The organism is Williamsia sp. 1135, assembly GCF_002095395.1.
GTDB lineage: Bacteria > Actinomycetota > Actinomycetes > Mycobacteriales > Mycobacteriaceae > Williamsia.
In genome coordinates this window covers 93,161-118,913 of the sequence record NZ_MJEI01000106.1, presented here as the reverse complement: position 1 = coordinate 118,913, position 25,753 = coordinate 93,161, and the positions used below count along the sequence as shown (strand labels likewise).

General features: G+C 64.4%; 26 protein-coding genes and 1 pseudogene. 13 read left to right on the top strand and 14 right to left on the bottom strand.

Translation table 11 applies throughout. From position 1 onward, the window contains the following. Nucleotides 1–82: 82 nt before the first annotated feature. Nucleotides 83–874, top strand: coding sequence for a type I methionyl aminopeptidase (gene map / locus BFL43_RS25095; RefSeq protein WP_084895874.1), 792 nt, complete (start codon nucleotides 83–85; stop codon nucleotides 872–874). Nucleotides 875–956: 82 nt separating this feature from the next. Here the strand turns inward: map and BFL43_RS25090 are convergent, their stop codons facing one another. Next, complete coding sequence (locus BFL43_RS25090; RefSeq protein WP_084895872.1) at nucleotides 957–1,238, bottom strand: hypothetical protein; 282 nt, start codon at nucleotides 1,236–1,238, stop codon at nucleotides 957–959. A 187-nt stretch (nucleotides 1,239–1,425) separates the two neighbouring features. Here BFL43_RS25090 and BFL43_RS25085 point away from each other — a divergent pair, with 187 nt between their 5' ends. After that, on the top strand, nucleotides 1,426–2,289 hold the full coding sequence (locus tag BFL43_RS25085; protein WP_143695549.1) for a C39 family peptidase: 864 nt from the start codon (nucleotides 1,426–1,428) through the stop codon (nucleotides 2,287–2,289). Between the two features lie 46 nt (nucleotides 2,290–2,335). Here the strand turns inward: BFL43_RS25085 and BFL43_RS25080 are convergent, their stop codons facing one another. Both BFL43_RS25080 and BFL43_RS25075 read right to left on the bottom strand, forming a co-directional pair. Continuing rightward, nucleotides 2,336–3,571: a peptidoglycan bridge formation glycyltransferase FemA/FemB family protein gene (locus tag BFL43_RS25080; protein ID WP_143695548.1), complete on the bottom strand. Its 1,236-nt coding sequence runs from the start codon at nucleotides 3,569–3,571 to the stop codon at nucleotides 2,336–2,338. Between the two features lie 200 nt (nucleotides 3,572–3,771). Then, the gene (locus BFL43_RS25075; RefSeq protein ID WP_240498471.1) at nucleotides 3,772–4,266 is read right to left on the bottom strand and encodes a DUF4190 domain-containing protein; all 495 of its coding nucleotides are present in this window, start codon (nucleotides 4,264–4,266) and stop codon (nucleotides 3,772–3,774) included. A gap of 139 nt (nucleotides 4,267–4,405) precedes the next feature. Here BFL43_RS25075 and BFL43_RS25070 point away from each other — a divergent pair, with 139 nt between their 5' ends. From BFL43_RS25070 to BFL43_RS25055, 4 genes are read left to right on the top strand one after another with little or no spacing between them, the layout of a single operon-like run. Next, nucleotides 4,406–5,428 carry a DUF559 domain-containing protein gene (locus tag BFL43_RS25070; RefSeq protein WP_168176725.1) on the top strand — a complete coding sequence of 341 codons (1,023 nt, stop codon included), beginning with the start codon at nucleotides 4,406–4,408 and terminating at the stop codon, nucleotides 5,426–5,428. Further along, on the top strand, nucleotides 5,425–6,093 hold the full coding sequence (locus tag BFL43_RS25065; RefSeq protein ID WP_084895865.1) for a hypothetical protein: 669 nt from the start codon (nucleotides 5,425–5,427) through the stop codon (nucleotides 6,091–6,093). The genes BFL43_RS25070 and BFL43_RS25065 overlap by 4 nt, the downstream gene beginning before the upstream one ends. After that, complete coding sequence (locus BFL43_RS25060) at nucleotides 6,090–9,338, top strand: AAA family ATPase (RefSeq protein WP_084895864.1); 3,249 nt, start codon at nucleotides 6,090–6,092, stop codon at nucleotides 9,336–9,338. Before BFL43_RS25065 ends, BFL43_RS25060 begins: the two co-directional genes overlap by 4 nt. Nucleotides 9,339–9,375: 37 nt before the next feature. After that, entirely contained in the window at nucleotides 9,376–9,555 is a 180-nt protein-coding gene (locus BFL43_RS25055) for a hypothetical protein (RefSeq protein ID WP_143695547.1), read from the top strand. Nucleotides 9,556–9,690: 135 nt separating this feature from the next. On the opposite strand, the gene rpsQ is transcribed toward BFL43_RS25055, so the two are convergent. Genes rpsQ through rpsJ form a run of 11 tightly spaced genes read right to left on the bottom strand, consistent with a single transcriptional unit; the run spans nucleotide 9,691 to nucleotide 15,026 of the window. Beyond that, nucleotides 9,691–9,984, bottom strand: a complete 294-nt coding sequence (gene rpsQ / locus BFL43_RS25050; protein ID WP_023956016.1) for a 30S ribosomal protein S17 — start codon at nucleotides 9,982–9,984, stop codon at nucleotides 9,691–9,693. Then, entirely contained in the window at nucleotides 9,981–10,223 is a 243-nt protein-coding gene (rpmC, locus tag BFL43_RS25045) for a 50S ribosomal protein L29 (protein ID WP_084835384.1), read from the bottom strand. Before rpmC ends, rpsQ begins: the two co-directional genes overlap by 4 nt. Beyond that, on the bottom strand, nucleotides 10,223–10,639 hold the full coding sequence (rplP, locus tag BFL43_RS25040) for a 50S ribosomal protein L16 (protein WP_084835383.1): 417 nt from the start codon (nucleotides 10,637–10,639) through the stop codon (nucleotides 10,223–10,225). The genes rpmC and rplP overlap by 1 nt, the downstream gene beginning before the upstream one ends. A 3-nt stretch (nucleotides 10,640–10,642) precedes the next feature. Continuing rightward, on the bottom strand, nucleotides 10,643–11,485 hold the full coding sequence (gene rpsC, locus BFL43_RS25035; protein WP_084835382.1) for a 30S ribosomal protein S3: 843 nt from the start codon (nucleotides 11,483–11,485) through the stop codon (nucleotides 10,643–10,645). Further along, nucleotides 11,485–11,886 (bottom strand): 50S ribosomal protein L22, encoded by a 402-nt coding sequence (gene rplV, locus BFL43_RS25030; protein ID WP_084835381.1) that lies wholly within the window; start codon nucleotides 11,884–11,886, stop codon nucleotides 11,485–11,487. Before rplV ends, rpsC begins: the two co-directional genes overlap by 1 nt. Before the next feature lie 2 nt (nucleotides 11,887–11,888). Then, nucleotides 11,889–12,170 carry a 30S ribosomal protein S19 gene (gene rpsS, locus BFL43_RS25025; RefSeq protein WP_084835380.1) on the bottom strand — a complete coding sequence of 94 codons (282 nt, stop codon included), beginning with the start codon at nucleotides 12,168–12,170 and terminating at the stop codon, nucleotides 11,889–11,891. Between the two features lie 19 nt (nucleotides 12,171–12,189). Next, nucleotides 12,190–13,026 carry a 50S ribosomal protein L2 gene (gene rplB / locus BFL43_RS25020; RefSeq protein ID WP_084895860.1) on the bottom strand — a complete coding sequence of 279 codons (837 nt, stop codon included), beginning with the start codon at nucleotides 13,024–13,026 and terminating at the stop codon, nucleotides 12,190–12,192. A 40-nt stretch (nucleotides 13,027–13,066) separates the two neighbouring features. Continuing rightward, the gene (rplW, locus tag BFL43_RS25015) at nucleotides 13,067–13,372 is read right to left on the bottom strand and encodes a 50S ribosomal protein L23 (RefSeq protein WP_084835378.1); all 306 of its coding nucleotides are present in this window, start codon (nucleotides 13,370–13,372) and stop codon (nucleotides 13,067–13,069) included. A 5-nt stretch (nucleotides 13,373–13,377) separates the two neighbouring features. After that, the gene (rplD, locus tag BFL43_RS25010; protein ID WP_084895858.1) at nucleotides 13,378–14,049 is read right to left on the bottom strand and encodes a 50S ribosomal protein L4; all 672 of its coding nucleotides are present in this window, start codon (nucleotides 14,047–14,049) and stop codon (nucleotides 13,378–13,380) included. 3 nt (nucleotides 14,050–14,052) lie between these two features. Continuing rightward, nucleotides 14,053–14,703, bottom strand: a complete 651-nt coding sequence (rplC, locus tag BFL43_RS25005; protein WP_084895856.1) for a 50S ribosomal protein L3 — start codon at nucleotides 14,701–14,703, stop codon at nucleotides 14,053–14,055. Nucleotides 14,704–14,720: 17 nt separating this feature from the next. Continuing rightward, nucleotides 14,721–15,026 (bottom strand): 30S ribosomal protein S10, encoded by a 306-nt coding sequence (gene rpsJ, locus BFL43_RS25000; protein WP_003938093.1) that lies wholly within the window; start codon nucleotides 15,024–15,026, stop codon nucleotides 14,721–14,723. A 503-nt stretch (nucleotides 15,027–15,529) separates the two neighbouring features. On the opposite strand from rpsJ, the gene BFL43_RS24995 reads away from it, so the two are divergent. The 7 genes and pseudogenes from BFL43_RS24995 (at nucleotide 15,530) to BFL43_RS24965 (ending at nucleotide 25,694) form a co-directional block, all read left to right on the top strand. Then, the gene (locus BFL43_RS24995; RefSeq protein ID WP_084895854.1) at nucleotides 15,530–16,243 is read left to right on the top strand and encodes a response regulator transcription factor; all 714 of its coding nucleotides are present in this window, start codon (nucleotides 15,530–15,532) and stop codon (nucleotides 16,241–16,243) included. Continuing rightward, nucleotides 16,240–17,237, top strand: a pseudogene (locus BFL43_RS29950) (HAMP domain-containing sensor histidine kinase). The gene BFL43_RS24995 and the pseudogene BFL43_RS29950 overlap by 4 nt, the downstream one beginning before the upstream one ends. Before the next feature lie 46 nt (nucleotides 17,238–17,283). Then, nucleotides 17,284–18,792, top strand: a complete 1,509-nt coding sequence (locus BFL43_RS24985) for a DUF4173 domain-containing protein (protein WP_084895852.1) — start codon at nucleotides 17,284–17,286, stop codon at nucleotides 18,790–18,792. Nucleotides 18,793–18,818: 26 nt separating this feature from the next. Then, complete coding sequence (locus BFL43_RS24980) at nucleotides 18,819–19,313, top strand: hotdog fold domain-containing protein (protein ID WP_084895850.1); 495 nt, start codon at nucleotides 18,819–18,821, stop codon at nucleotides 19,311–19,313. Between the two features lie 46 nt (nucleotides 19,314–19,359). Then, complete coding sequence (locus tag BFL43_RS24975; RefSeq protein WP_084895848.1) at nucleotides 19,360–21,972, top strand: carboxylate--amine ligase/circularly permuted type 2 ATP-grasp protein; 2,613 nt, start codon at nucleotides 19,360–19,362, stop codon at nucleotides 21,970–21,972. A 3-nt stretch (nucleotides 21,973–21,975) separates the two neighbouring features. Continuing rightward, on the top strand, nucleotides 21,976–23,781 hold the full coding sequence (locus tag BFL43_RS24970) for an N-acetylglutaminylglutamine amidotransferase (RefSeq protein ID WP_084895846.1): 1,806 nt from the start codon (nucleotides 21,976–21,978) through the stop codon (nucleotides 23,779–23,781). A 32-nt stretch (nucleotides 23,782–23,813) separates the two neighbouring features. Then, entirely contained in the window at nucleotides 23,814–25,694 is a 1,881-nt protein-coding gene (locus BFL43_RS24965) for a prolyl oligopeptidase family serine peptidase (RefSeq protein WP_168176733.1), read from the top strand. Nucleotides 25,695–25,753 lie beyond the last annotated feature (59 nt).

Below are 25,753 nucleotides of genomic sequence, written 5' to 3'. Positions count from 1 at the left end.
CTGGGCGGTATGAAAATACCGCCCAGGTCAGCTACGGTGGTATTTAAATACCGGCCACGCCGGCCGAAGAAGGGAACTGATCGTGCTCGAATTGAAGACGTCCACGGAGATCGAAGCGATGCGGGTCACCGGCGCGTTCATCGCGGACCTGCTCGACGATCTCACGCGCTTGGCCAAGCCCGGGGTCAACTTGCTGGACCTCGAGCACCGCGCCCGCCGGTTGATCGACGATCGCGGTGCGCAGTCGTGCTACTGGGACTACTCACCTTCGTTCGGGAGAGGCCCGTTCCGGAACGTCATCTGCTTGTCGGTGAACGATGCAGTGCTGCACGGGCTTCCGCACGATTATGTCCTTCGTGATTCCGACCTGCTGACCATGGACATCGCAGTGTCCATCAATGGATGGGTCGCCGACTCCGCGCGCAGCATCATCGTCGGCACCCCTCGCCCCGAGGACGAACGCCTCATCGAGGCGACCGAACGTGCACTGGTTGCCGGCATCGCCGTGGCGAGAGCAGGCAACCGCCTGGGCGACATCTCGGCGGCCATCGGCGCGGTGGCCGCCGACTACGGGTACCCGGTCAACACCGAGTTCGGCGGGCACGGGCTGGGCCGCACCATGCACGAAGATCCGCACGTCTCCAACACCGGACGCGCGGGACGAGGCCTCAAACTCAAACCAGGACTGACCCTCGCCCTCGAGCCCTGGCTGGCTCGAACCACCGACCAGATCGTCTACGACGACGACGGGTGGACCATCCGCTCAGCCGACGGATCCCGAACCGCTCACAGCGAACACACCATCGCCATCACCGATGGTGAACCCTTGGTGTTGACGCAGCAGACTGTGTCCACCGAACACATCCCCGGCTGAGGTCGGCGGGGGCACAAAGCCCTCGCTGAGCCCCATCCGGGGCCGGATGCGGTGTCGATGATCCATCACGGACACGTCCGCGTCAGAGCACAACCGGCACCCAGAGTCCGAAGAACCAGAAGCCCCAACCCTGTTTGCGATCGTCGAAGATCGGGGTCACCGATTGGCCACGGTAGTCGAACGTCTCGAGATCGGGCCGCTTCACCGCGCCGAGCGCAGGAGCAACCTGCGACGTCTGGCCGACAGCTGTCTGCTCTGGCGCAGCAGCCGTACTCGCCGTCGCTGTGCCGGTCCCGATTCCCAACGCCGCCAGGCTGATTCCACCGGTGACGGCAGCTGCCGCGATAGCCTTCCTGGCCTCCATGTGACCACTCCTTCGTCGACATCGGTGACATCTCAACCGACTGCGTTCAACGATAGGGATCGAAACTTACCGGCATCCATGGTCAGCCTGTGAAGTTGCTGTCAAGGACCGGAAGTCGTCGGGAACATTTGTGCCTGCACCCGACTCTCATCGACACCACTCCGCACACTGCAGAAGGAACATGACCATGGACACCGGCACCGATTTCGACTCGCACGACGTGATATCGGTCCCGGACGAAACCGGGCCGACCGAGGATCAGGACAACACTGCTCAGGCCGGTTGGTCGGACCTCGACATCACGCTCGACGATCCCGACAACGACGACTCGTCGGCCGAGCCCGAATCCGGTCACAGCGCCGGCGACTCCGACGAATACTCCGACCACTGGTTCCTGCAGGCGGAGAACGGCACCTGCGTTCCGGCGAGTGTCGCGCAGATCGTCGCGGAGTACACCGGCGAAGACACCCAGAGTGAGGAAGCGTTCGTCGAGCTGTCCCAGGAGAACGGATACTTTCTCGACGGCGAGATCAACAACGGGATGTCGATCTACGCGGCCGCAGATCTGCTGGAACAGAACGGTATTCCGGCGACTGTCGAGACAGGCAACATGGACGACCTCTCCGTCGCACTCGACGAGGGTCGCGGGGTGATGCTCTACGTCGACTCCGGCGAGTACTGGGACCCCGAGCAAGAGGCGAAGGACGAGGCCGCCGGACGCGATCAGGGCGGTGACCACTGCGTGGTGATCAGCGAGATCGACTACGAGAAAGGCGTTGTCTACCTCAGCGACCCGGGTCACCCAGACGGCGACCGCATGGAGGTCCCCCTCGACGAGTTCGAACAGGCGTGGGGCGACGCGAACAACACGATGATCGTCTGCGACGAACCCTCACCGAATGCCGACACCCACGGCGCACCTGTGGAATCTGACGATCCGCTACTCGACTCCGGCTACGACAGTGACGATCTCACCGATCTCAAAGCCGCGATCGACTGGCTCACCGAGCGTCCGTGGACGCTGCTCCCGCTCGTCATCGGTGACAACTGACCGGCCTATCCGGCAGCCGCGTTGGCCGGCACCCTCTCGGGCACCGTCACTTCATCTCCACTCCGCGCAGGCGACGCTGCCCACGCCGTCCCCGGTGCAGCCACACGTAGTCCGGGTTGGGCCGCACAGGCCGATGCCGCAGTCGGTTCAGAACAGGGGATTCATCAACGCGCCCCGCGCATATCTCGAGTTGCAGCAGCGCCCATGCACGCCGTGGCCGTACCGCGATCTGGTAGGCGCCGAGGTAGTCGGTGATCTCGTGGCTGAACGCCGTCTTGAACTGGCCGACACCGTGACGCGGGTGGGTCTCGTCGGCGATGGTCGATGACGATGGTGTCCCGTCGAGGTCGTACCGGTCGCAACCCTGCTCGCGGGCCCACCGCATGATCTCCCACTGCAGGGCGTACGCCGCCCGACTCCCGCCCAGCCCGCACAGCGTGGGATCGCCGGGCTGCTTCCGCACCGAACCCGCCCCGAGATACAACGCAGTCTTTCCGAACTTGGCGACGAACGCGCCGACCACGACGTCGCCTTCGTGCCGCGCGAGAAAGAGCTGCCCGTCCCCTGTGGCCTCATACCGCTGGAACACTGCAGCGGATGCCGGCAGATCGGGGATCTGGAATCGCCCGCCACTGGTGGCGTCGAGCATCTCGTACAGAATCCGGCAGTTGTCGTCAGTGGCCGGGACCCTGTCTACGGTGACGCCTTCTTGGGCAGCCCGCCGAATCGATTTCCGGGCCCGCTTCTTGAAGCGCGCCTGCACATCCAGTTCAGAACCACTCAGGTCCACGATGACCGTGCTGTCGTCGAGCCACGCCGGGACTCGCGTCAACCCGTACGAGCGAAGCAGGTTCGCATCGTCGCTGTTCGCCTTCAGTTGCGTGCGAAGCCGGACCGCGGTGACTCCCTGGTCTTCAGCGAACGCCGCCACAGCCTTGGCGGATTGAGCCAGCTCGTGGGCGTCCTCGACCGGAGGGCCGAACAGCACCCACATGGCGCCGACGAGCGGCACCTCAACTCGAAACGTGGTCACGGCGTGGCCATTCACGATCAGGTAGACGGGCGTCACCCCTTGCTGACACACCATGCCGTCGATATTCGCGCTTCCGCGATAGACGTTGCCCTCGTCCGGACTTTGCAGGATCAACCCGTCCCAACGCCGAATCTCATCGGCGCCGGCGAGCCGTACGTTTGCGGCCGCCTCGGTGGCCCCCGATCGACGCGCTTGGCGTTTGCTGCCGAGCGAATGGCGTACGGGAGGGGTCGCGCGGACGACGCTCACGGCGTCCACCACCCGGACGAGAGGTCACCAAGAAAGGTAGTACGGCCACACCGGCATCCCGGTTGTGGCACTTGTTCATCGGTCATGAGATCGAACGCCCTTCGGGTAGCTCTCCGCGGTGTCAACCGTGGACAGGACTGCCCGACCCTGAATGAATCTTACCGCTCAGGCGGTCATTTGATCAGACGACGTGCTGATGATCAGCTGTTGCTTGCCGCGACGGCAATCGAGATGAAGAAGTAGAGGACCCATCCGACGACGAAGACGTACCCCAAGATGAGTCCGGCAAGGGCCAAACCCTCACCGCTCTCGGCCCCGCCGCTGTTCTTGACCTGGTTCAGACCGATGTGCCCCAGGATGATTGCGATGATCGATGTCACGCAGAAGAACGGGAGCAATCCGCACACCAGCGCAGCGATGGCGAGCCCGTTGGTGCGCTGCCCGGCCACCGGGAACTGCTGGGGGTAGCCGGGCTGACCGAACTGCTGGGGCGCAAACCCCTGGTTCGGCGGGCCGTAGGATCCCGCGGCCGGGTACTGGCCGTACGGATCGTAGGGCTGGCCATACGCGGGCGGCGGCGGGTAGGCCTGCTGCGGGTATCCACCATTGTCGTAACCGTTGTTGTCCTGACCGCTGCCGGCGTCTTTGTTCAGATCCGGCCGGTAGCCCTGCGTCGGGTCGTATGGATCGCTCATGTCGAAACCTTTCGGGTGGTCGAGTCGAAGGGACGACCATAGACAGATCTGGCCGACACTAGTGTGCCTGCCGCCGAGCGGTATGTAGATCGAACGGATGACGACCTGCGGTGACATCGCAGGCGAGTACGTTTTCCCCATGGACTGGTCCGTTTTGCCTTCCTCGGGCGTGGTCTCTCTGACCGGTGTCGGCGCCGCCGCCGTCGCACGTGCGCTGGACGACCTTCCCGACGAGGCACCTGCGGTCCTGCTGATGCGCATCGACCAGGTGAGCGGCGCGTCCCAGGTGATCGACGAACTGATCGGCCGCCTCGAACGCACCGCTTACGATCTGTATCCGGCCTGGCTTCCGGGCGCGGAGGTGGCGCCGGGGCGAAGCACGATCGACCGGGTCGCCGCCCGATCCTTGGCGGCGACCATGGCCGCATCGACACCCCATTATCGTCCGTTCCTCATGGATCTGACTGCCAATGCCGTTGCCGCGCACAGCGGTGGCGAGTCGTCGGAGCTGTCGCGGAAGTACTCCTCGGCCAACCTCATGGCCGGCCTCGTGCGGGTGATCTCGGAGAGCTTCGCCCGGGACGCCGTCGTAGTCGCCCTCTACCCCGCCGCCGTGTGCACCGCCGCGGAGCAAGAGCAACTGGCAGCCGCGTGCGATTGGTTGGCAACCTACGTCGGCGTCTGGCTGCTCGACGACATCATGTCCCCGCTCGACCGCTATCCGATCCGGAGCCTCGAACCCGGCGATGCCCAGGTGGCAGATGAACAACCCTGGACCCTTCCCGCTCTGAGCTTCCCTCCCCTCGCCGGGCGGCCGCATCCATCGAGCACCGCCGAGGGGAAGCTCGAATCGCACCTCGCCCGGCAGCAGTGGGCGGGGAGCCGACGGTGGAACCAGCGAGTGCCGACCGGCGATCTCGCGCCGTATGTGAGAGCGGATCTCCTCTGGCCGGAGGCCTCGCTCGTAGTGGAGATCGACGGCGCCGACCACCGGACCGCCGCGAAGTACGCGGACGACCGCCGACGCGATGTCGCACTGCAACTCGCCGGGTACACCGTCGTCCGGTTCACCAACGAACAAGTACTGAGCGACACCCCCCGCGTTGCAGACATAATCGAGAAGCTGCGTTTTGACCGCTTGGCTGCAAAGGAGCTCCCGTGACCACTTCGGACCTCACCGGTACGGAGATGATCGTCTTACTCGTCTTGATGGCTGAAGCACGTGGCCTCACCAACGCCGAGATCAAGGAGCGTGGGCCCGAACTCCGTGCCACCCCGTCCCGAAAGAAGCTGAACGAACTGGGACTCATCGAGAGCGACACCTCCGCGCGACCCCACCGGCACGCACTGTCCGATCGCGGATGGGCCCGGTGCAACGAACTCCTCGGAACGCAGCCGCCGGCCGGAACCACCCCGCAGGGCAAAGCGCTGTTCACCGTGCTGGCGGGGCTCGGACGCCATCTTCACACCAGCGACCTGCGCCTGGCTGACGTGTTCGCGCCGCCACAAGATCCGGTGGTTGTCGATGAACCCATCCCCGACGACGACGCCGCCCAGCTCGAGCCTGCCGTTGACATCCGAATTGTCGAGGCCTACAGATCCCTGGCGGCCAAACCCGGAGCGTGGGTATCTCTCCGGCGACTTCGGCCCGCCCTCGGGGACATCGAGCGAGATGTTCTCGACGACGCTCTGAGATCGCTCTACACCCGGCCGGGGATCACGCTGATCCCAGAAGAGAACCAGAAGTCGTTGACCCCGGAAGATCGCGCCGCTGCGGTGTCGATCGGCGGCCAGAACAAACACCTCATCTACGTGGAGTCCGTGTGACCTCGACATCCCCGCTCGAAGCTCTGGCCGCAGCTCGCAGTGGCTTCTCGAACTCCGCCCATACCCGCGACGACGTATGGGTCTCCAACAACGACATTCACGTCAACGGACTTCACTCCAAAGCCTGGCGTGCCATCGAACGCGCCGTCGCCGACGCCGAGGAGAGTTCCGGCCCCAGCCCGCTCGGTGTCGTACTGCAGGGACCTGCCGGCTCGGGCAAGACGCACCTGCTCGGGCAAGTACGTGAGTACGTCCAATCGCACGGCGGCTACTTCATCATGCTCGATCTCCTGGACCCGAGCGACTTCTGGCGGACGCTGCTCAGTTCGTTACTCGACTCGTTGAACCGCCAAATCGAACCACCGGTCGACAAGACCCAGCTGCATGAAGTCATGCGCAAACTGGCCGACCTTGCCGGCACCACCCGCAGTGCGCGTCGTGCGATCTCCGGTGACACGACCATCACTCCGGAAGTCTTGGACGAGTTCGTCAACGGTCTGCGCAAGCCCCTCCCCGCGCTCATTCGAAGCCACCACGCCACCCTGCGCGCACTCGTTCTCACCGCAGCACCGAACTCGCGCCTCAACGATCTGGGTATCGCGTACCTGGAGAACAACATCGAGGAGATCGAACCGGCGGATCGGGACGAGTGGCAGCTGCCACCACGAGCGATGCCCCACGACCAGACCATCCGCGCCATCTCAGAGTTCATGGCCGCCACCGGGCCGTCGGTATTGGCGATCGACCAGATCGACACCCTCGTTGCGCAGTCGCGCTCGAGCACCGACGCCTCGGCGGCAGAGGCCTACGCGAGTTCGATCATCGACCTCTTGGCCCACGGTCTGATGTCGGTTCGTGAAGTGCTCCTGCGGACGGTATGCGTGATCTCGTGTTTGCCGAAGATCTGGGTGATCATTGAGTCTCAGGCGACCAGCACAGTCCAGGATCGCTTTCGAGCGAACGTCATCCTCGAAGGCCTTCCCGATGGCACGTTCGCTCGCGCACTCGTCGAACGTCGCCTGACCAAAGCTCTTGGCAAATCGGGTTTTACACCCCCGTATCCGACCTGGCCGGTCAAAGACGCAGCATTCGCCCAGGCATCTGAGCTCAGCGCGCGCCTGTTGATCAAACGAATCGACCGCCACATCAACGACTGCCTCGACAATGACGAAGTAGTCGAGCTGGCATCGCTCGTCGATCAGCCGACGACTGTTCTAGACGCTCCGCACCGACCTAGGAAGGAGATCCGCGACGAGGCGGCCGCGGGAGATCTCGACGAGGTCTACCAACGGCACATCCGAAATGCCATCACCGCACCGGTGGTCGATCCGAAGAAGGAAGACGACGTGGTGCCGGCTCTCCTGAGTGCGGGGCTACAGGCGTGGGCCATCGAATCTGGTTCTGACGCTTTCAGCCTCGATCGAGTCGGCGGAAAGTTCAATCTGCACGCCCGACTTCGGCAGACCCTCGATGCGGACACCGACGACGAACAGCACTGGGCGTTCCGTGCGATCTCTTCGCCCAACGCACGTGCCGTGCAGTCGCGCCTGCGCAATGCCTCTATCGACGCAGGCCTGTCTTCAGCCGTTCCGCGGCGTCAGCTCTTCATCCTGCGAAACGAAGACTGGCCGGGCGGACAGCTGATGGCGAGTATGGTCAGCGAGTTCACCGCCAACGGCGGTCAGGTGCTGTCGCTGTCGACCGACGACATCGCCAAGCTCAGTGGGCTCAACGAGATGATGAAGAAGATGCCCAGTGGTCTCGACACCTGGCTGAAGGAGCGCTCACCGGCTCACGACATCGAGTTCCTGAGTGCCGCCCTGGGCAACGCCGGCAACGAACCGGACGCGTCGCTCGATGCAGCGAATCCCCCCGCCTCACCGGTGGAAGTACCTGAGCCAGAACCGTACACACCTGCGGTATCACCCGCACAGCCATCGGCCGAGGTGTCCGCAGAGACCACCGCCGAGATCCCCGTGATCGGTCCCGATCAACCTCCCTCCCCTGTCGTCGCATCGACTCCCGCATCCACGAGCATCCGACTGGGTGTCGCGCGATCGGGACGGGAGGCCACCGTCGAACTCGAGGCCCTCCGCAAACACACGGCGATCTTCGCCGGATCCGGATCCGGGAAGACAGTGATGATCCGCCGGCTCATCGAAGAATGCGCACTGCAGGGTGTTTCGGCGATCGTTCTCGACCCCAACAATGACCTAGCGCGGTTGGGGACCGCATGGCCCAAGGCGCCGTCGGCATGGTCGGGCGACGATGCCGCCAAAGCCGCCGACTACATCGCGAACGTCGAAACCGTCATCTGGACGCCGAGACGAGTGTCGGGTCGCCCACTGAGCTTTCAGCCGCTCCCCGACTTCGCCGCGGTACGTGACAACCCCGATGAGTTCGAACTTGCCGTCGACGCCGCAGTGTCGGCGTTGAAGACTCACGCTGGTGTAGGAGGAGCTCGCTCAACTCTCCAGGAGGCAGTTCTGCGCGAATCGATGACACAGTTCGGAGCGCGCGCGAGCAGCTCACTGTCCGCATACGTGGACTACCTCGCAGAGTTCACCGATGACATGAGTACGCTCAGCGGAGCTTCAAAGCACGCAAAACTCCTTTCAGAACATCTACGAGCGGCAATGATCAACAACCCGCTTCTCGGTGGTGAGGGCGCGACCGTAGACCCTGCCGTGCTGTTGACTCCATCGCCGGGACGACGCGCAAGGATCTCTGTCATCAGCTTCATCGGACTTCAAGACGACTCGCAGCGCCAGAGTTTTGTCAATCAACTGCAGTTAGCGCTATTTGCATGGATCAAACGAAACCCGGCAGGTGACCGCCCGCTCGGTGGTCTCCTGGTTATGGATGAAGCCCAGACAATCGCACCATCAGATCGTTCCACGGCGTCGACTCAGAGCACCATTGCACTCGCGTCGCAGGCCCGAAAGTATGGACTCGGTCTCGTTTTCGCGACGCAGGCCCCTAAGGGAATCCACAACAAAATTTCGGGTAACGCGTCCACCCAACTGTTCGGGCTGCTCAATGTTCCGACTCAAATTGCCGCAGCCAAGGAGATCGCAGCGACCAAGAGTAGCAATGTCGATGACGTTGGCCACCTCAAGACAGGCGAGTTCTACGTCGCGCCCAATGGCGGGCCGTTCCTCAAGGTGAACACGCCGATGTGCCTGAGCTACCACCCCGCCTCCCCGCTCTCCGACGAGGAAGTTCTGGCCCTCAGCCGGGAATAGGAACTTCCGAAGCAAATCGATCGAGATGGAGATCAACGTGAGCGATGAACCACTCACCGCAGAGGAACGCGCAGAACTGAAACGTCTACGGGCTCAGAACGATGCGTTAGCCAAGAAGCTCGAACAGAACGAAAAAGCGCTCGAGATCATGGAAACCGCTCGCCAGAAGCTGTTACGACTTCGTGGCGAGTCGGACAGCGACGGCGACACTCGCTGATTTACACCACGTTCGTCCCCTACCGCGGTCACCGAGGGTGATATGCCCTCGGTGATGCGAGATGGGGACGAATGTGGTGACACAAAAGCGGCCCGCCCCCGGTGAAGGGAACGGACCGCTTGAGGTGTCGAACTTCTACTTGGCCTTCTCGAGGACCTCGACCAGACGCCAGCGCTTGGTGGCACTGGTCGGGCGGGTCTCCATCAGACGGACGCGGTCGCCGATGCCGGCGGTCTCGTTCTCGTCGTGGGCCTTGACCTTGCTGGTGGTGCGGATGATCTTGCCGTAAAGCGGGTGCTTCACACGATCTTCCAGCTCGACCACAATGGTCTTCTGCATCTTGTCCGAGACGACGTACCCGATCCGCTCTTTGCGGCGCGCACGCTCCTCGGTGGTGGACGTTTCTGTCACCTTCTGGTCCTCACTCATGCGTCGTCACCGTCCTTTGCTTCAGGTCCGGCGGCCAGGCCGAGCTCGCGTTCCCGCATGACGGTGTACACGCGCGCGATTTCGCGACGCACGGTACGCAGCCGGCGGTTGTTGTCGAGCTGACCGGTGGCCATCTGGAACCGAAGGTTGAACAGCTCTTCCTTCGACTCACGCAAACGTTCGACCAGTTCTTCGTCGTTGAGCTCACGGAGCTCAGCGGCGGCGATTCCGATTGACATCAGAACAGCTCCTCTCTGGTCACGATGCGGGTCTTGATCGGGAGCTTGTGCTGCGCGCGGCGCAGGGCCTCGCGAGCAGTCTCCTCACTGGGGTAGCTCATCTCGAACAGGATGCGACCGGGCTTGACCGGGGCAACCCACCACTCGGGCGAACCTTTACCGGAACCCATGCGGGTCTCGGCAGGCTTCTTCGTCAGCGGCCGGTCGGGGAAGATGTTGATCCACACCTTGCCGCCACGCTTGATGTGCCGGTTGATGGCAATACGAGCTGACTCGATCTGACGGTTGGTGATATAGGCAGCTTCCAGAGCCTGGATGCCGTAGTCACCGAACGTCACCTTGGTGCCGCCCGTGGCCTGACCCTTCAGGCTGGGGTGGTGCTGCTTGCGGTGCTTGACCCGACGAGGGATCAACATGCCTCAGCCCTCCTGGTTCTCGGCCTGCGCGGGCGCAGGCGTAGTAACTGGAGCGTCGGCTGCCGCGGGTGCATCTGCGGTCGCGGTGGCCGCACGTCCAGCTTCGGTGCTGGTCGCTGTGGTGCCCGACGAACCGCTCCGCTTCGGACGTGCGGGGCGACGCGGACGACGGTCATCGCCGGCCGGAGCAGCGGCCGAGGACAAAGCCTCGCGCTTGCCACCGACGATGTCGCCCTTGTAGATCCAGACCTTCACGCCGATACGGCCGAAGGTGGTCTTGGCCTCGTACAGGCCGTAGTCGATGTCAGCGCGCAGGGTGTGCAGCGGCACACGGCCTTCGCGGTAGAACTCGCTACGGCTCATCTCCGCACCGCCGAGACGACCCGAGCACTGGACCCGGATTCCCTTGACGTTGGGCTGACGCATGGCCGACTGGATGGCCTTACGCATTGCCCGGCGGAAAGCCACGCGGTTGCTGAGCTGCTCTGCGACACCCTGTGCCACCAGCTGAGCTTCCGACTCGGCGTTCTTGACCTCGAGGATGTTGAGCTGCACCTGCTTGCCGGTCAGCTTCTCCAGGTCGCCACGGATCCGGTCGGCCTCGGCGCCGCGGCGACCGATGACGATGCCCGGGCGGGCGGTGTGGATGTCGACGCGAACCCGGTCACGGGTGCGCTCGATCTCCACCTTGGCGATGCCGGCGCGCTCGAGGCCGGTGGCCAGGAGCTTGCGGATGGCAACATCCTCTTTCACGTATTCCGCGTACTGCTTGTCTGCGTACCAACGGGACTTCCAGTCCGTGGTGATACCGAGACGGAAGCCGTGCGGGTTGATCTTCTGGCCCACTACTGAGCTCCCTTCCGGCGGTTGCGGCTGGTGGCCGCACCCTTGTCGGCGATGCTCTCGACGACGACGGTGATGTGGCTGGTCCGCTTACGGATCCGGAACGCACGCCCTTGGGCACGCGGACGGAACCGCTTCATGGTCGGTCCCTCGTCGGCGAACGCCTGCGCCACCACGAGGGTGCGACGGTCGAGGTCGAGGTTGTTCTCCGCGTTGGCAACAGCGCTGGCGAGCACCTTGGCAACCGGCTCGCTCGCGGTCTGCGGAGCGAACTGCAGGATGTCGAGGGCCTCGTCCACGTTCTTGCCGCGAACCAGATCGATGACACGACGAGCCTTCATCGGCGTGACGCGGACAAACTTCGCGGTCGCCTTGGCGGTCGGATTCGTTGTTTCAGTACTCATGATTACCGGCGCTTCGCTTTCCGGTCGTCCTTGATGTGACCTTTGAAGGTGCGGGTCGGCGCGAACTCGCCGAGCTTGTGACCGACCATCGACTCCGAGACGAACACCGGCACGTGCTTGCGACCGTCGTGGACGGCGAAGGTGTGTCCGATGAAGTCCGGAATGATGGTGGACCGACGGGACCAGGTCTTGATGACCTGCTTGGTGCCCTTTTCGTTCTGAACATCGACCTTGCCCAACAGGTGGTCGTCGACGAACGGGCCTTTCTTGAGGCTGCGTGGCATTCTCTAACTCCCTCCTGGGTTATCGCTTGTTCTTGCCGGTGCGGCGGCGGCGGACGATGAGCTTGTCGCTCGGCTTGTTCTTGCGGGTGCGGCCCTCGGGCTTGCCCCACGGGCTGACCGGGTGGCGTCCACCGGAGGTCTTGCCCTCGCCACCACCGTGCGGGTGGTCGACCGGGTTCATCACGACACCACGGACGGTCGGGCGCTTGCCCTTCCACCGCATACGGCCGGCTTTACCCCAGTTGATGTTGCTCTGCTCGGCGTTACCCACCTCGCCGACGGTTGCGCGGCAGCGCACGTCGACGCGACGGATCTCACCGGACGGCAGACGCAGCGTGGCGTAGGCGCCTTCCTTACCGAGCAACTGAGCGCCCGCTCCGGCGGAGCGGACCAGCTTGGCACCGCCACCCGGACGGAGCTCGATCGCGTGGATCTGAGTACCGGTCGGGATGTTGCGGAGCGGCAGGTTGTTGCCGGGCTTGATGTCGGCGTTGGCGCCGCTCTCCACCACTGAACCCTGGCCGAGGCCCTTGGGAGCAACGATGTAGCGCTTCTCGCCATCGACGTAGTGCAGCAGCGCGATCCGCGCAGTGCGGTTGGGGTCGTACTCGATGTGAGCGACCTTGGCGTTGATGCCGTCCTTGTCGTGGCGACGGAAATCGATGAGGCGGTAGGCCCGCTTGTGGCCGCCACCCTTGTGACGAGTCGTGATGCGTCCGTGGGCATTTCGACCGCCACGACCATGCAGCGGGCGAACCAGCGACTTCTCCGGGGTGTCACGAGTGACCTCCGAGAAGTCTGCGCCGGAAGCGCCACGACGACCAGGAGTCGTCGGCTTGTACTTACGAATAGCCATGAGTCTTCTTGTCCTCTACTTCTTCTGAGTCCGGGCGGCGTCAGCCGACCGGGCCTCCGAAGATCTCGATGGGCTTACTGTCGGCTGCCAGGGTCACGATCGCGCGCTTGGTGTCCTTGCGCTTGCCGTAGCCGGCGCGGGTCCGCTTGCGCTTACCCTGCCGGTTCGCGGTGTTCACGCTCGTGACCTGCACACCGAAGATCTCTTCGATGGCGATCTTGATCTGGGTCTTGTTCGACTCCGGGTGCACGAAGAACGTGTACACGTTGTCCTCGATCAGTCCGTAGGACTTCTCGGAGATCACCGGGGCCAAGATGATGTCGCGTGGGTTTGCCTGAACTGTCATGTTTCTCAGGCCTCCTTCTGCTCTTTGGAAGCACCGTCGATGAACGCGCCCAGTGCCTCACGGCTGAAGACGACCTCGTCCGCGTCGAGCACGTCGTAGGTGTTCAGCTGATCCGGAGCGATCGGCAGGACGTGCTGCAGGTTCTGCACGCTCTTCCAGGCTGCGATGTCCTCGCGACCCACGACGAGCAGGAACTTGCGGCGATCCGACAGTTCCGCGAGGAACTGACGGGCCGTCTTGGTCGACGGATCCTGTCCGGCAACCAGTTCGGTGATCACGTGGATGCGCTCGTTGCGGGCCCGGTCCGAGAGGGCTCCGCGCAGGGCGGCGGCCTTCATCTTCTTGGGGGTGCGCTGGCTGTAGTCACGCGGCTGCGGGCCGTGTACGACGCCACCACCGGCGAACTGGGGTGCACGGGTCGAACCCTGACGGGCGCGGCCGGTTCCCTTCTGGCGGTAAGGCTTCGCGCCGCCACCACGGACCTGGGCCCGCGTCTTGGTGGCGTGGGTGCCCTGACGTGCGGCACCCTGCTGCGCGACGACGACCTGATGCATCAGCGAGATGTTCGCCGGTGCGTCGAAGATCTCGGCAGGCAGTTCGACGGTGCCGTCGGTCTTGCCGCCGAACACCTTCACGTCGACCGTGCGGGTCTGCTGCTTTTCAGTGTTGACGCTCACTGGCTATGCACCACCCTTCATTGCGTCGCGAACGATGACGATGGCGCCCTTGCGACCGGGGATCGCTCCCTTGATCAGCAGGAGGCCGGACTCGGCATCCACCTTGTGAACCTTGAGGTTCTGGGTGGTGACCTTGTCGTTGCCCATCCGGCCGGCCATCCGCATGCCCTTGAACACGCGACCGGGGGTGGCGCAACCACCGATGGATCCGGGCGAGCGGTGCACGCGGTGCACGCCGTGGCTCGCGCCCAGGCCCTTGAAGCCGTGACGCTTCATGACACCGGCGAAGCCTTTGCCCTTGGAGGTACCGGTCACGTCGACCAGCGCTCCGTCGACGAAGATCTCTGCCGTCAGTTCCTGTCCCACCGTGTACTCGGACACGTCGTGGACTCGGATCTCGGACACATGCCGCCGCGGGGTGACCCCGGCCTTGGCAAACTGTCCGGCGACAGGCTTGGTGACCTTGCGCGGATCGATGGCACCGTAGGCGAGCTGCACGGCGGTGTAGCCGTCGGTCTCTTCGGTACGGATCTGGGTGATCACGTTGGGTCCGGCCTTGACGACGGTCACCGGGATCACCCGGTTGTCTTCGTCGAAGACCTGGGTCATCCCGAGCTTCGTGCCCAGGATTCCCTTCACATTTCTCTGAGTCATCTGTTAAATCCCGCCACTCACTGGATGTTGACGTCGACGCTGGCCGGCAGATCGATGCGCATCAGGGCGTCAACGGTCTTCGGCGTGGGATCGAGGATGTCGATCAGTCGCTTGTGTGTACGCATCTCGAAGTGCTCGCGCGAGTCCTTGTACTTGTGCGGCGAGCGGATGACGCAATACACGTTCTTTTCGGTGGGCAACGGCACAGGGCCGACCACGCGTGCACCCGTACGGGTCACGGTTTCAACGATCTTCCGCGCCGACGCGTCGATCGCCTCATGGTCGTAAGCCTTGAGCCGGATGCGGATCTTTTGTCCCGCCACGCTGTGTCCTCTTCCGTCATTTTCGGCTGCACAGATGAACACCTCGTGGTCGCGACGCAGTGGCCGCACCCTCGTGACCATTACCTCGCGGTGGTGATCGACGCTGTTCATCTGTCATTGTTCAAAGCCCGCTTGCGCGAGCCGTTCGTACATGCCCGCCGAGGCGGGCCTCCGGTCCACGCGCTCGGGTGTGTCGCGATCTCTACACACACTTATGCGCACGCGCCATCACTTTGTACCGGTGCGTCCTTGCGGACGCGGGGTCATACTTTGCATGTTGTGCGCCACGACAGATACTCAAACCAGTTCGGAAACCGCTTGGTTTGTCCGGTGGTGCTCTCTGATCGACAGGCGCAACTAGCCCAGCTGCCGATCAAGGCAACCCGACAAGTATGCAATAGATCCGGCGTAGGTCCAAATTGCCCCCGGAACTGGCCCTACCTTCACAGTTCCTTCACATCATCCCCGCAGTCTGCGGACAACCCGCAGCTAACGTCGCAACCATGAAGCCCACCAACAGCGCACCAACCGTGCTGGTCGTCGACGACGAGCCGTTGATCCGGCAGACGATCGCGGACCGGATGCTGGCCGAGGGTTTTGACGTCACCACCGCCGAGTCAGGTCCAGGCGCTCTGGCCGAGCATGCTAGCTCCTCCCCCGATGTGGTGATACTCGATCTGATGCTGCCGGGCATGGACGGGCTCGAGGTGTGCCGGCGGATCCAGGCGCACTCGCCGACCCCGGTTCTGATGCTGACCGCCCGGTCCGGCGAGACCGATTTGGTCATCGGACTCGGTGTGGGCGCTGACGACTACCTGTCCAAGCCGTTCTCGATGCGCGAACTCGTCGCTCGGACCCGTGCGCTGCTGCGACGGGCCGATCGGTACCGATCGGCCGATCTCGTCGCCGGCTCGCAACAGTCGTCTGTCCAGGACCTCGGCGACCTTCTGATCGATCACGCCGCGCGGCAGATCTCGGTGTCCGGAGCTCTTGTTCACCTGACGCGCACCGAGTTCGACCTCTTGGTTTCGCTCGCGAGTCACCCAGGCGCGGTTCTGAGTCGCGGACAACTCCTCGAAGCCGCGTGGCAATGGCCGGACGCCGGCGAGACGCGCACCGTCGACTCCCACATCCGGTCGCTGCGGCAGAAGGTCGGCTCCGGGCGCATCCGCACGGTCCACGGTGTCGGCTACGCACTCGAAGTCGCGCAGCGATGACCCTCACCCTTCCCCGCCCGCTGGATATGCTGCGGTCCTTCAAAGTCAAGACCGCCGTCGTGGTCGGGGCCGCCCTCACCATCTCGAGTTTCTCGTTCTGGGTCACGGCGCGATGGCAGTTCCGCTACGCGTTACTGATGGCCTTGCTCGTCGCATTCGTCGTGACGTTCGTCCTCGCTCACGGAATGACCTCGCCACTGCGCGAGATGACTGGAGCCGTCCGCCGGATGTCGCGTGGCGACTACACGGCCAGGGTCCGCGCCACGTCGAGGGACGAGATCGGCACACTCGCGACGGCGTTCAACCAGATGGCGGACGATCTGGCCGACGAAGACAAATACCGTCGCGAGGTCATCGGCAATGTCGCCCACGAACTCCGAACACCGGTGGCCGCCCTGCACGCCGTCCTGGAGAACCTCGTCGACGGCGTGAGCCGTCCCGATCAGGAGACTCTCGAGCGGGCGCTCGGCCAGACAGATCGACTGGGTCGCCTCATCAACGAGTTGCTCGATCTGTCCCGGGTCGAGGGCGGCGTGGCCCAGCTCGACTATGACCGGATCGACCTCCACAGTTTCGCCACCGTCGCCGTAGCCGATGCCGATTGCGATCGCGCGCCGACATCGCGTTCGCGGTAAACATCGCTTCGACTCTCACGGTTGAGGCGGACGAAGCGCGACTCCATCAGGTTTTCGCGAACCTCCTCGACAACGCGGCCCGTCACGCACCCACCGGTTCGACGGTCGAGGTGGCCGGCCGACAGCTGGGCGACACCGTTGTCCTCGATGTCGCCGATGAGGGACCTGGCATCGCACCCGCCGAACGCGCCCGCATCTTCGAACGATTCACCCGAGGCGGTTCGCGCGACGGCGGAACCGGTCTGGGTCTGGCCATCGCCCAGTGGGTGATCAACCTGCACGCCGGAGACATCGACGTCGTCGACGATCCACACGGATGCCGCATCAGGATCCGGTTGCCGGTACACCCCACGCACTGACACCAGCGCACAACCATTTCCGACAATCTTCGAGAGGCGATACCCCATGCCCGAAATAGATCTGCCGCAAGCCCCTCCGCTGCTATCGACCAAGAAACCGTCCCGCCGGCCTCACCTCACAGTGTCCGCAGGGCTGCCCCATGTCGCACCGGCGCGGGTTCTCGCGTCAGCGGTGATCGCCGCGACCGCGGCCGCGGTCCTGATCCCGACGACGCTGGTGGGTATCGGCGTCGCACTCACCGGTGTCGCCGTGTTGAGCGCAGTGTTCGTCGGCTCCCCCGATCGACCCAGTCGTCCCCAGGTCATTGCGGCAACCAGCATCGCTGCGCTGCTGGCAGTTGCCGGGTGGCGCAGTGCGGAGTGGTTGTCACTGACATGCATTGTCGTCTCCCTGATCGCGACCGGCGTCCTCGTCGTCGGCGCCCGGTCGATCCGAGAGATGGCGTTCACGATGGTGGCACCGATCGTTCTGGCTTTCGGGGCGGCTGGGTGGATCTACCGTGGCGCCGCCTCGGCGCGTAGCAACAGACCGGTCGAGAACGTCGGGGCGGTGATCAAAGTCGGGTTGCTCACCATCGCGCTGTTCACGGTGTTCGTCGCGCTGTTCGCCGGCGCCGACGCGGCGTTCGCATCGCTTGTCGACAGCGTCGTGCCGCACTTCGGAAACGCCGATGTCGGATCGAATGTCATTGCCGGACTTGCGGTCGGCGTCTTCACCGCGCTGGGGTGCTACATCCGTTTCGCGCGTCCGGCGATCACCGATGGGCATCCGAAGACATCGTCGGACACTTGGATGTGGGCCGTGCCCACTGGCACGGTTCTGGCGCTGTACGCGGCCTTCCTGATCACCCAGACCCGCGCGATGTTCGGCGGCGACGCCTATGTGCAGCAGACCGCCGGGCTCACCTACGCCGACTACGCACGCAGTGGATTCTGGCAGCTCTTTGCTGTCACCGCGCTGACGATCCTGGTGGTCTCCATCGGATGGCAACGAGCCGACCGCAGCACGATGAGCCGGCGAGTCCTGGTACGCGCGATCCTTGGCGGCCTGTGTCTCGCGGCGCTGGCAGTCGTCGTGTCGGCGCTGCATCGTATGAGCCTGTACATGGACACTTTCGGCGCCACTCGATTGCGCGTCAGCGTGATGGCCACCGAATTATGGCTCGGGGCCATACTTCTCGCGCTTATCGTCGCGGGTGTCGGACTCCGAACGCGCCAATTACCGAGGGCCATCGGCCTTCTCACGATCGCTGCCACCCTGTCGTTTGCCGCGTACAACCCGGATAGCCGAATCGCACAGGCCAACGTCGACCGGTTCGAGAAGACGGGCAAGATCGACACCTACTACCTTGCCGACCTCTCAGCAGACGCGACAGGTGCCCTGCTCGAGCTCCCGGCCGACCTTCGCGCGTGCGTGCTGCGCAAGATCGCCCGTGACGTTCGATCCGACAACGGATGGACCGAGTTCAACATCGGGCGCAGTAAGGCGAAAAGGCAGCTCAGCGGCGAACGGTTCGCTTTGTCGGACGACTTCTCATCCTGCCGCCCACGGTAACTTACCGGGCGGTAAGGTGGCTCTCCATGACCGTCTCCAGCACTCCCGCCACCGGCAGTCCCACCTATCGCTTTCGTCGAAAGCTCCCCGCCGGACGCCTGGGCTCCACGCTGTTCTCCGTTGGCATGTGCGTCCGGGTCCCCTATTTCGCGACGATCCTCCCGTACGTCAAGACAATGGAGCCCGGCTACTGCGAGGTCACCGCACCCAAGTGGTTCGGTATCCGCAATCACATCGGAACTTTTCACGCGATCGCTGCGTGCAATCTCGCCGAGACCGCGATGGGGATGTTGATGGAGGCGACCACCCCCACCACCCATCGGTGGATCCCGAAGGGCATGAACAGCCAGTATTTGACCAAGGCGACGACCGGTCTGCGTGCGGTCGCCACCCTGTCCGAGCCGCTCGATTGGGCCACGGTCACCGAGGGCCGGGACGTGGTCGTGACCGTCGCGATCACTGATCATCGGGGCGTCGAGGTGGTGCATTGCGACATCACCACGTGGGTCACCCCGGCCTGATCGTCTCGCCCTGCCCAAGCCCATAAATGCGCTTACGCTCGGCAGGATGGACGACCTGGTTCGCAACATTGGAGTCGAGGAAGAATTTCACCTCGTCGACCTACGCACACGCCGGCTCACTCCGCGCGCGCCCGAGTTGCTCGACGCGCTCCCCGACACCGGCGGCTATGTGGAAGAACTGCAGCGTTGCGTCATCGAAGTCAACAGCGGCGTGTTCTCGAAGCTGTCCGACCTCCGTCAAGATCTGCGGGAACACCGGGCGATCCTCGCCAAGACGGCGGCGGACCTGGGGATCGGGGTCGTCGCCGCCGGTGGCGTTCCGCTGGCGGTCCCGACCGAACTTCAGGTCACCGAGTCCCCGCGATACCGGCAGATGCTCGCGGACTACCAGTTACTCGCCCGGGAACAACTGATCTGCGGTACGCAGGTCCACGTCGACGTTGCCAACCGCGACCAGGCCGTCCAGCTCGCCTGGCGGCTCAGCCCCTACATCCCGACTCTGCTCGCTCTCTCTGCGAGCTCCCCCTTCTGGTCCGACGGGTCGGACACCGGATACGCCAGCTCCCGGACGCTCGTGTGGCAGCGCTGGCCCACCACCGGGCCGTTCCCGCGGCTCGAGTCGGCAGCCGAGTACGACGACGAAATCGCGCGGCTGATCAGCACCGGCGTGATCACCGACCCGGGGATGGTCTATTACGACGTACGTCCTTCGGCGATGCAACCCACCCTGGAGATCCGGGCCTGTGACAGCTGTCCCTCGGTCGACACCATCGCTCTGATCGCCGGGCTCTATCGCGCGCTGGTGCAGCGGGAAGTCGCCGGGATGGAGCAGGGTCGGGCCGGCATCGACGTATCGCCGACGTTGTATCGCGCCGCCATCTGGCAGGCAGCGCGTTCGGGTCTCGAGGCCGACCTGATCGACGTCGTGGCCGCCGAGCCGCGACCGGCGGCCGAGATCATCGGTGATCTGGCGGCGATGCTGCAACCTCAGCTCGAGGCGACCGGTGACTGGGACACCGTCATCGAACTCATCGACACCGCGATCTCCGTGGGGAGCTCTTCGGCCCGTCAGCGCCGGGCGCTGCGAAGGCGCGGACATCTGTCCGATGTGGTCGACACACTCATCGCCGAGACCGCCGGCGACGCCCCCGCCTCCCCGAGGATGGTGGACCCCGCCAACCCGATGGTGCACACCTACTCGCCGGCGGTCGGTGTAGAGCCCACGCCGGACGACTACGACGAGGTCTTCGATCCGGCCGGTCTCGCTCGTCCGGATTACGCCCGCGTGGCCGAGACCGTCACCGGCCTGGGACCCATTGCACTCCGCAACCGACAGCATCAGATGGAGGGTCAGCAGAGCGCCGGCGGGATGACGTTCAAGGTGAGTGGCCAGGCGAGGCCACAGATATTCTCGCTGGATGTGATGCCTCGCATCATCGACGCCCCCACTTGGGATGGCATTTCGGTGGGACTTCGCCAGCGGGCTCTGGCGCTCAACGCATTTTTGATCGATGTGTACGGCGAGCAGCAGATCATCGGCGACGCCGTGATCCCGGCCGAGATCCTCGACCGCGCACCCGGGTACCGCAGTGCCGGCGCGGCGCCGCTGTCCCAGCCGGTCCGCACCCACATCTGTGGCACCGACCTGATCTCGACGGGTCCTGGCAAGTTCCAGGTACTCGAGGACAACCTTCGCGTACCTTCCGGGATCGCCTTCGCGATCAGCAACCGAACCCTGATGACCCGGTACCTCGGAGAGCTGTTCGGACCCGAGGACATCGAGTCGGTCGACGGGATACCGCAGATGATCGCCGACACCCTCGACGCGGCCCAGCCGCCCAACGCCGCCACCGACGGGGTGACGGTCCTGCTCAGCGCGGGCTGGGAGGACTCCGCCTGGTTCGAGCACTCGATGATCGCTGAGCGGGCAGGGATCGCAGTTGTCGACTGCCCCGATCTGCGCGCCGACGGCAAGGGTCTCTCGGCCCGCATCCGCGGCAAGGACGTGCGGGTCAACGTCATCTTCGCCCGGATGGACGAGGACATGCTGCTGTCGTCGGTGGGCGCCGACGGCGAAGCACTGCGGCATCCGATTCTGAACGCGCTGGCCGCCGGCACGTTGTCCATCGCCAACGCGCTGGGCAACGGCATCGCCGACGACAAGGCCGTCTACTCATTTGTCCCAGAGATGATTCGCTACTACCTGAACGAGGAACCGGCCATCGAGCAGATCCCGACGTGGCTGTGCGCCGAGCGGGAGCAGCGCGACCATGTTCTGTCCCGCATGGAGGAACTGGTGATCAAACCCATTGACGGCCTGGGCGGTTCGGGTGTGATGATCGGCCCGGAGGCCACCGAACAGGAGCTCGCGGAGCGGCGGAAGGATCTGATCGGGCATCCCGAACGATTCGTCGCCCAAGAAGTCGTGCGCCTGTCGACCCATCCGACATTCGATGGCCAAGGGCTTTACCCCCACCACGTGGATCTGCGCGCGTTTGTCCACCTGCGGGCCGACGGCAACGACCAGGTGACCGCGCACATGGTCCCCGCCGCACTGACACGAGTGGCCCCGTCGGGCAGCATGATCGTGAACTCCTCTCGCGGCGGTGGCGGGAAAGACACCTGGATACTGACCGGAACACAGAACGAAGGACGTTGACGCATGTGCGGGATCAGCGGCGAGATCACCTTCGACGGCACACGCCCCAACCTGGCGGCGGTGGCCGCGATGACCGAATCCATGACGGCCCGCGGTCCGGACGGCGAAGGTGTCTACCTGCATCGCCATGTGGCACTGGGACATCGACGGCTCGAGATCATCGGCCTGTCGGCGCGCGGTGCGCAGCCGATGGTCGACGCGGCCCTCGGACTGGCGCTGGTCTTCAACGGCTGTATCTACAACTACCGAGAACTGCGCGACGAACTGTCCGGGTACGGCTATTCGTTTTTCTCCACCGCCGACAGCGAGGTCATCCTCAAGGCCTTTCACCGCTGGGGCACCGACTGCGTCGACCACCTGATCGGGATGTTCGCCTTCGCCATCGTCGACACCGACACGGGCGAACTGACATTGGCCCGGGATCGGCTGGGCATCAAGCCGCTCTACTTCACGCAGACCGGATCGCGGCTCCGGTTCGCGTCGTCGATTCCGGCCCTCCTGGAGGCCGGCGGCGTCGACACCTCGATCGACCGCGTCGCGCTGCACCACTACCTGACGTTCCATTCGGTCGTCCCCGCACCCCACACGATCTACGAGGGCATCAAGAAGCTGCCGCCGGCGACCGTCCGGACGATTGCGCGTGACGGCACGTCGTCCGAAAAGCGCTACTGGGAGCCGGCTTTTGAACCGGATCCGAGCCGCGCCGACTGGGACGAGACCCGGTGGGGCACCGAGCTGATCGATTCGCTGCGCACTGCCGTGCGTCGCCGGATGGTCGCCGACGTGCCGGTCGGCGTACTGCTGTCCGGCGGGATCGACTCGTCTCTCGTCGTGGCATTGCTCGCCGAGCAGGGACAGCGCGACCTGGCGACTTTCAGCATCGGATTCGACTCGGCCGCAGGTGAATCGGGTGACGAGTACGAATACTCGGATCTGATCGCGAAGGCTTTCGGTACCAACCACCACAAGATCCACATCGGTACCGACCGATTGCTACCGGCGATCCCGGGAACCGTTGCGGCCATGAGCGAACCGATGGTCAGTCACGATTGCGTGGCCTTCTATCTGCTCTCCCAGGAGGTCAGCAAGTCGATCAAGGTGGTCCAATCCGGTCAAGGTGCCGATGAGATCCTAGGCGGATACGACTGGTATCCCCCACTCGAGCACACCCCGAGGGACGACGTCACCAAGGCCTACGCGTCGGTGTTCTTCGATCGATCGCACAAGGAGCTCAATGCGTTGCTGCAGCGGCAGTATCGGCTCGATCACGATCCGAGTTGGCAATTCGCCTACGACCACCAGAATGCACCAGGGGCCGGTTCGGCCGTGGATGCTGCGCTGCGTCTCGACACCACGGTGATGCTCGTCGACGATCCGGTCAAACGCGTCGACACCATGACCATGGCCTGGGGGCTCGAGGGCCGGGTCCCCTTCCTCGACCACGAGTTCGTCGAACTGGCGGCGACGTGTCCGCCGGCGCTCAAGCTCGCCCACGGTGGAAAAGGTGTTCTCAAGCAGGCCAGCCGCGCGCTGTTGCCTGCCGAGGTCATCGACCGGACGAAGGGGTACTTCCCGGTCCCCGGCATCCGGCATCTCGACGGCGGCGTGCTCGACCTGGTCACCGACACTTTACGGGCGCAGTCGGCCCGCGACCGCGGCCTCTACGAGGAATCCACGCTGGCGGCGCTGCTCGCGGCGCCCAACGAGACCCGCACAACCCTCGGTTCCAACTCCCTGTGGCAACTGGCAATGTTGGAGATGTGGCTGCAGACGATGGAGACGGCGACAGCGCAACGAGCCCCGCAGTGACGACGGATCCCGCGGCCGACGCGGAGTCCACTGTGGGATCGACAGATCAGTACCGGCACAGCTACGGCGCTTCTGTCTCGCCGGACGGCCGTGCCTTTGCCTACATCGTCGACGACGGCACCGGATATCCACGCGCGGCCCAGCGCACTCTCAGTCGCGAGGGTGCCGGGCCGATGCGGCCGGTCGAGTTGCCTTGCCCGGGACCTGTACGAAAGCTCATCCATTCCGCCGACGGCCATTGGCTCGCCTGCGAGGTCGCGCCCGGCGGCGGTGAGCATCATCAGGTGTGGGTGGTGACGACAGATCCGGAAGACCCAGCGGCGGTGAGGGTCGGTGCGCCGGAAACGATTGCAGCAGTTGACTATGCGACTGTGGAACTCATCGGTTGGGATTCGAACCGGGTGTTGCTCACCGCGATCGAGGCGGACGGAACCGCGCACGCTCTCATCGTCGACCCCGACGATCAAGGTGTCGTGGATCTCGACGCCCGCGTCGGAGGACACCTGATCGACTCCTGGAAGGGCGCCGCTCTTCTGCGGGTGGGGCCGCGCGGCTATCGCGAGATGTTGCTCCTGCGCCACGAGAGAATTACTCCTCTGTTACCCAATGATCCGGGCGCTTCCACGGACCAGGGAGTCATCCTGGACCAGGGTTTCGAGCACCCCTCCCTGCTCTTCCCCGGTCCGGGGCTGTCGGGACAGGAACGCGATCTCAACAGCGTCCAGGCTTTGGTGCGCAGCGATTTCGATGCGAAGTTCCCCCGATTGCTCGCGATCGACGTCGGCTGTGAGGGCATCCGATTCACGGTGCTGGCCGAGCGCAACGGCTACGGGCTCGACGAGTTCGCCATCAGCCACGATCAGAGCACCGTCGCAATCCTGTGGAACAACAAGGGGCACAGCGAACTCCAAGTCCTTACCCTGCCGGAACGCACGCTACACCCGCCCATCGACCTGCCCGGGACCGTGGTCGGAGAACTGTCGATCAGCGCATCGGGGTCCGTCATCGCGATGACCGTCCAGGCTCCCGACACACCTCCGACCGTCGGCCTGATCAATTGGCGCGAGGGTCACTGGACACCGATCGACCACGGCCGGGCAACACCGGCCGACGGCCCGGGACCCGAGCGCGTCGAGTTCTTCGCCCGGGACGGAATGCCATTGCTGGGCTGGTTGTATCGGCCGACAACACCGGCAGCCGCGTCACCGGGACCGGCACTGATCTACTTCCACGGCGGCCCCGAATCGGAGTCACGTCCCGATTTCAGCTTCCTGTTCCCCGCAGTGCAGAACGCCGGGATCACGGTGTTGGCGGCCAACGTCCGTGGCTCCAGCGGTTCGGGCCGACTGTTTTCCCATGCCGACGACCGGTGGGGTCGATTCGCCGGGATCAACGACGCCGCCGACTGCGCGTCGTACCTGATCCGGGCCGGACATGCCGCTCCCGGTCAGATCGCCTGCGCCGGCCGGTCCTATGGCGGCTACCTGACCCTCGCCTGTCTGACCTTCCACGCCGAGATGTTCGCTGCCGGCGTGGCCATCTGCGGGATGAGTGATCTGCAGTCGTTCTACGAGAACACCGAGCCCTGGATTGCTGTTGCGGCGTACACGAAATACGGACATCCCGAATCCGATCGCGAACTGCTCCGGGACCTGTCCCCGATCCATCGCATCGACGACCTGCGCGCCCCGCTACTCGTGATCCACGGCCGCCACGACACCAACGTGCCCGTGATCGAATCGGAACGGGTGGTCGAGGCCGCCAAGGCCCACGGCGCGCGGGCGGAATTGATGATGTTCGAGGACGAAGGCCATGAGATCGTCAAACGAGAGAACCAGGATGCCCTGACCGCTGCGTTGCTCGACTGGATCTCGGACGCGTTCGACGTGGCGGTCGCCCGACCTGCACGATGAGCAGCACATTGCGATAATCGCGTTTCCACCCACTCCCGCCCGAATTCCGCCGAAGAGGA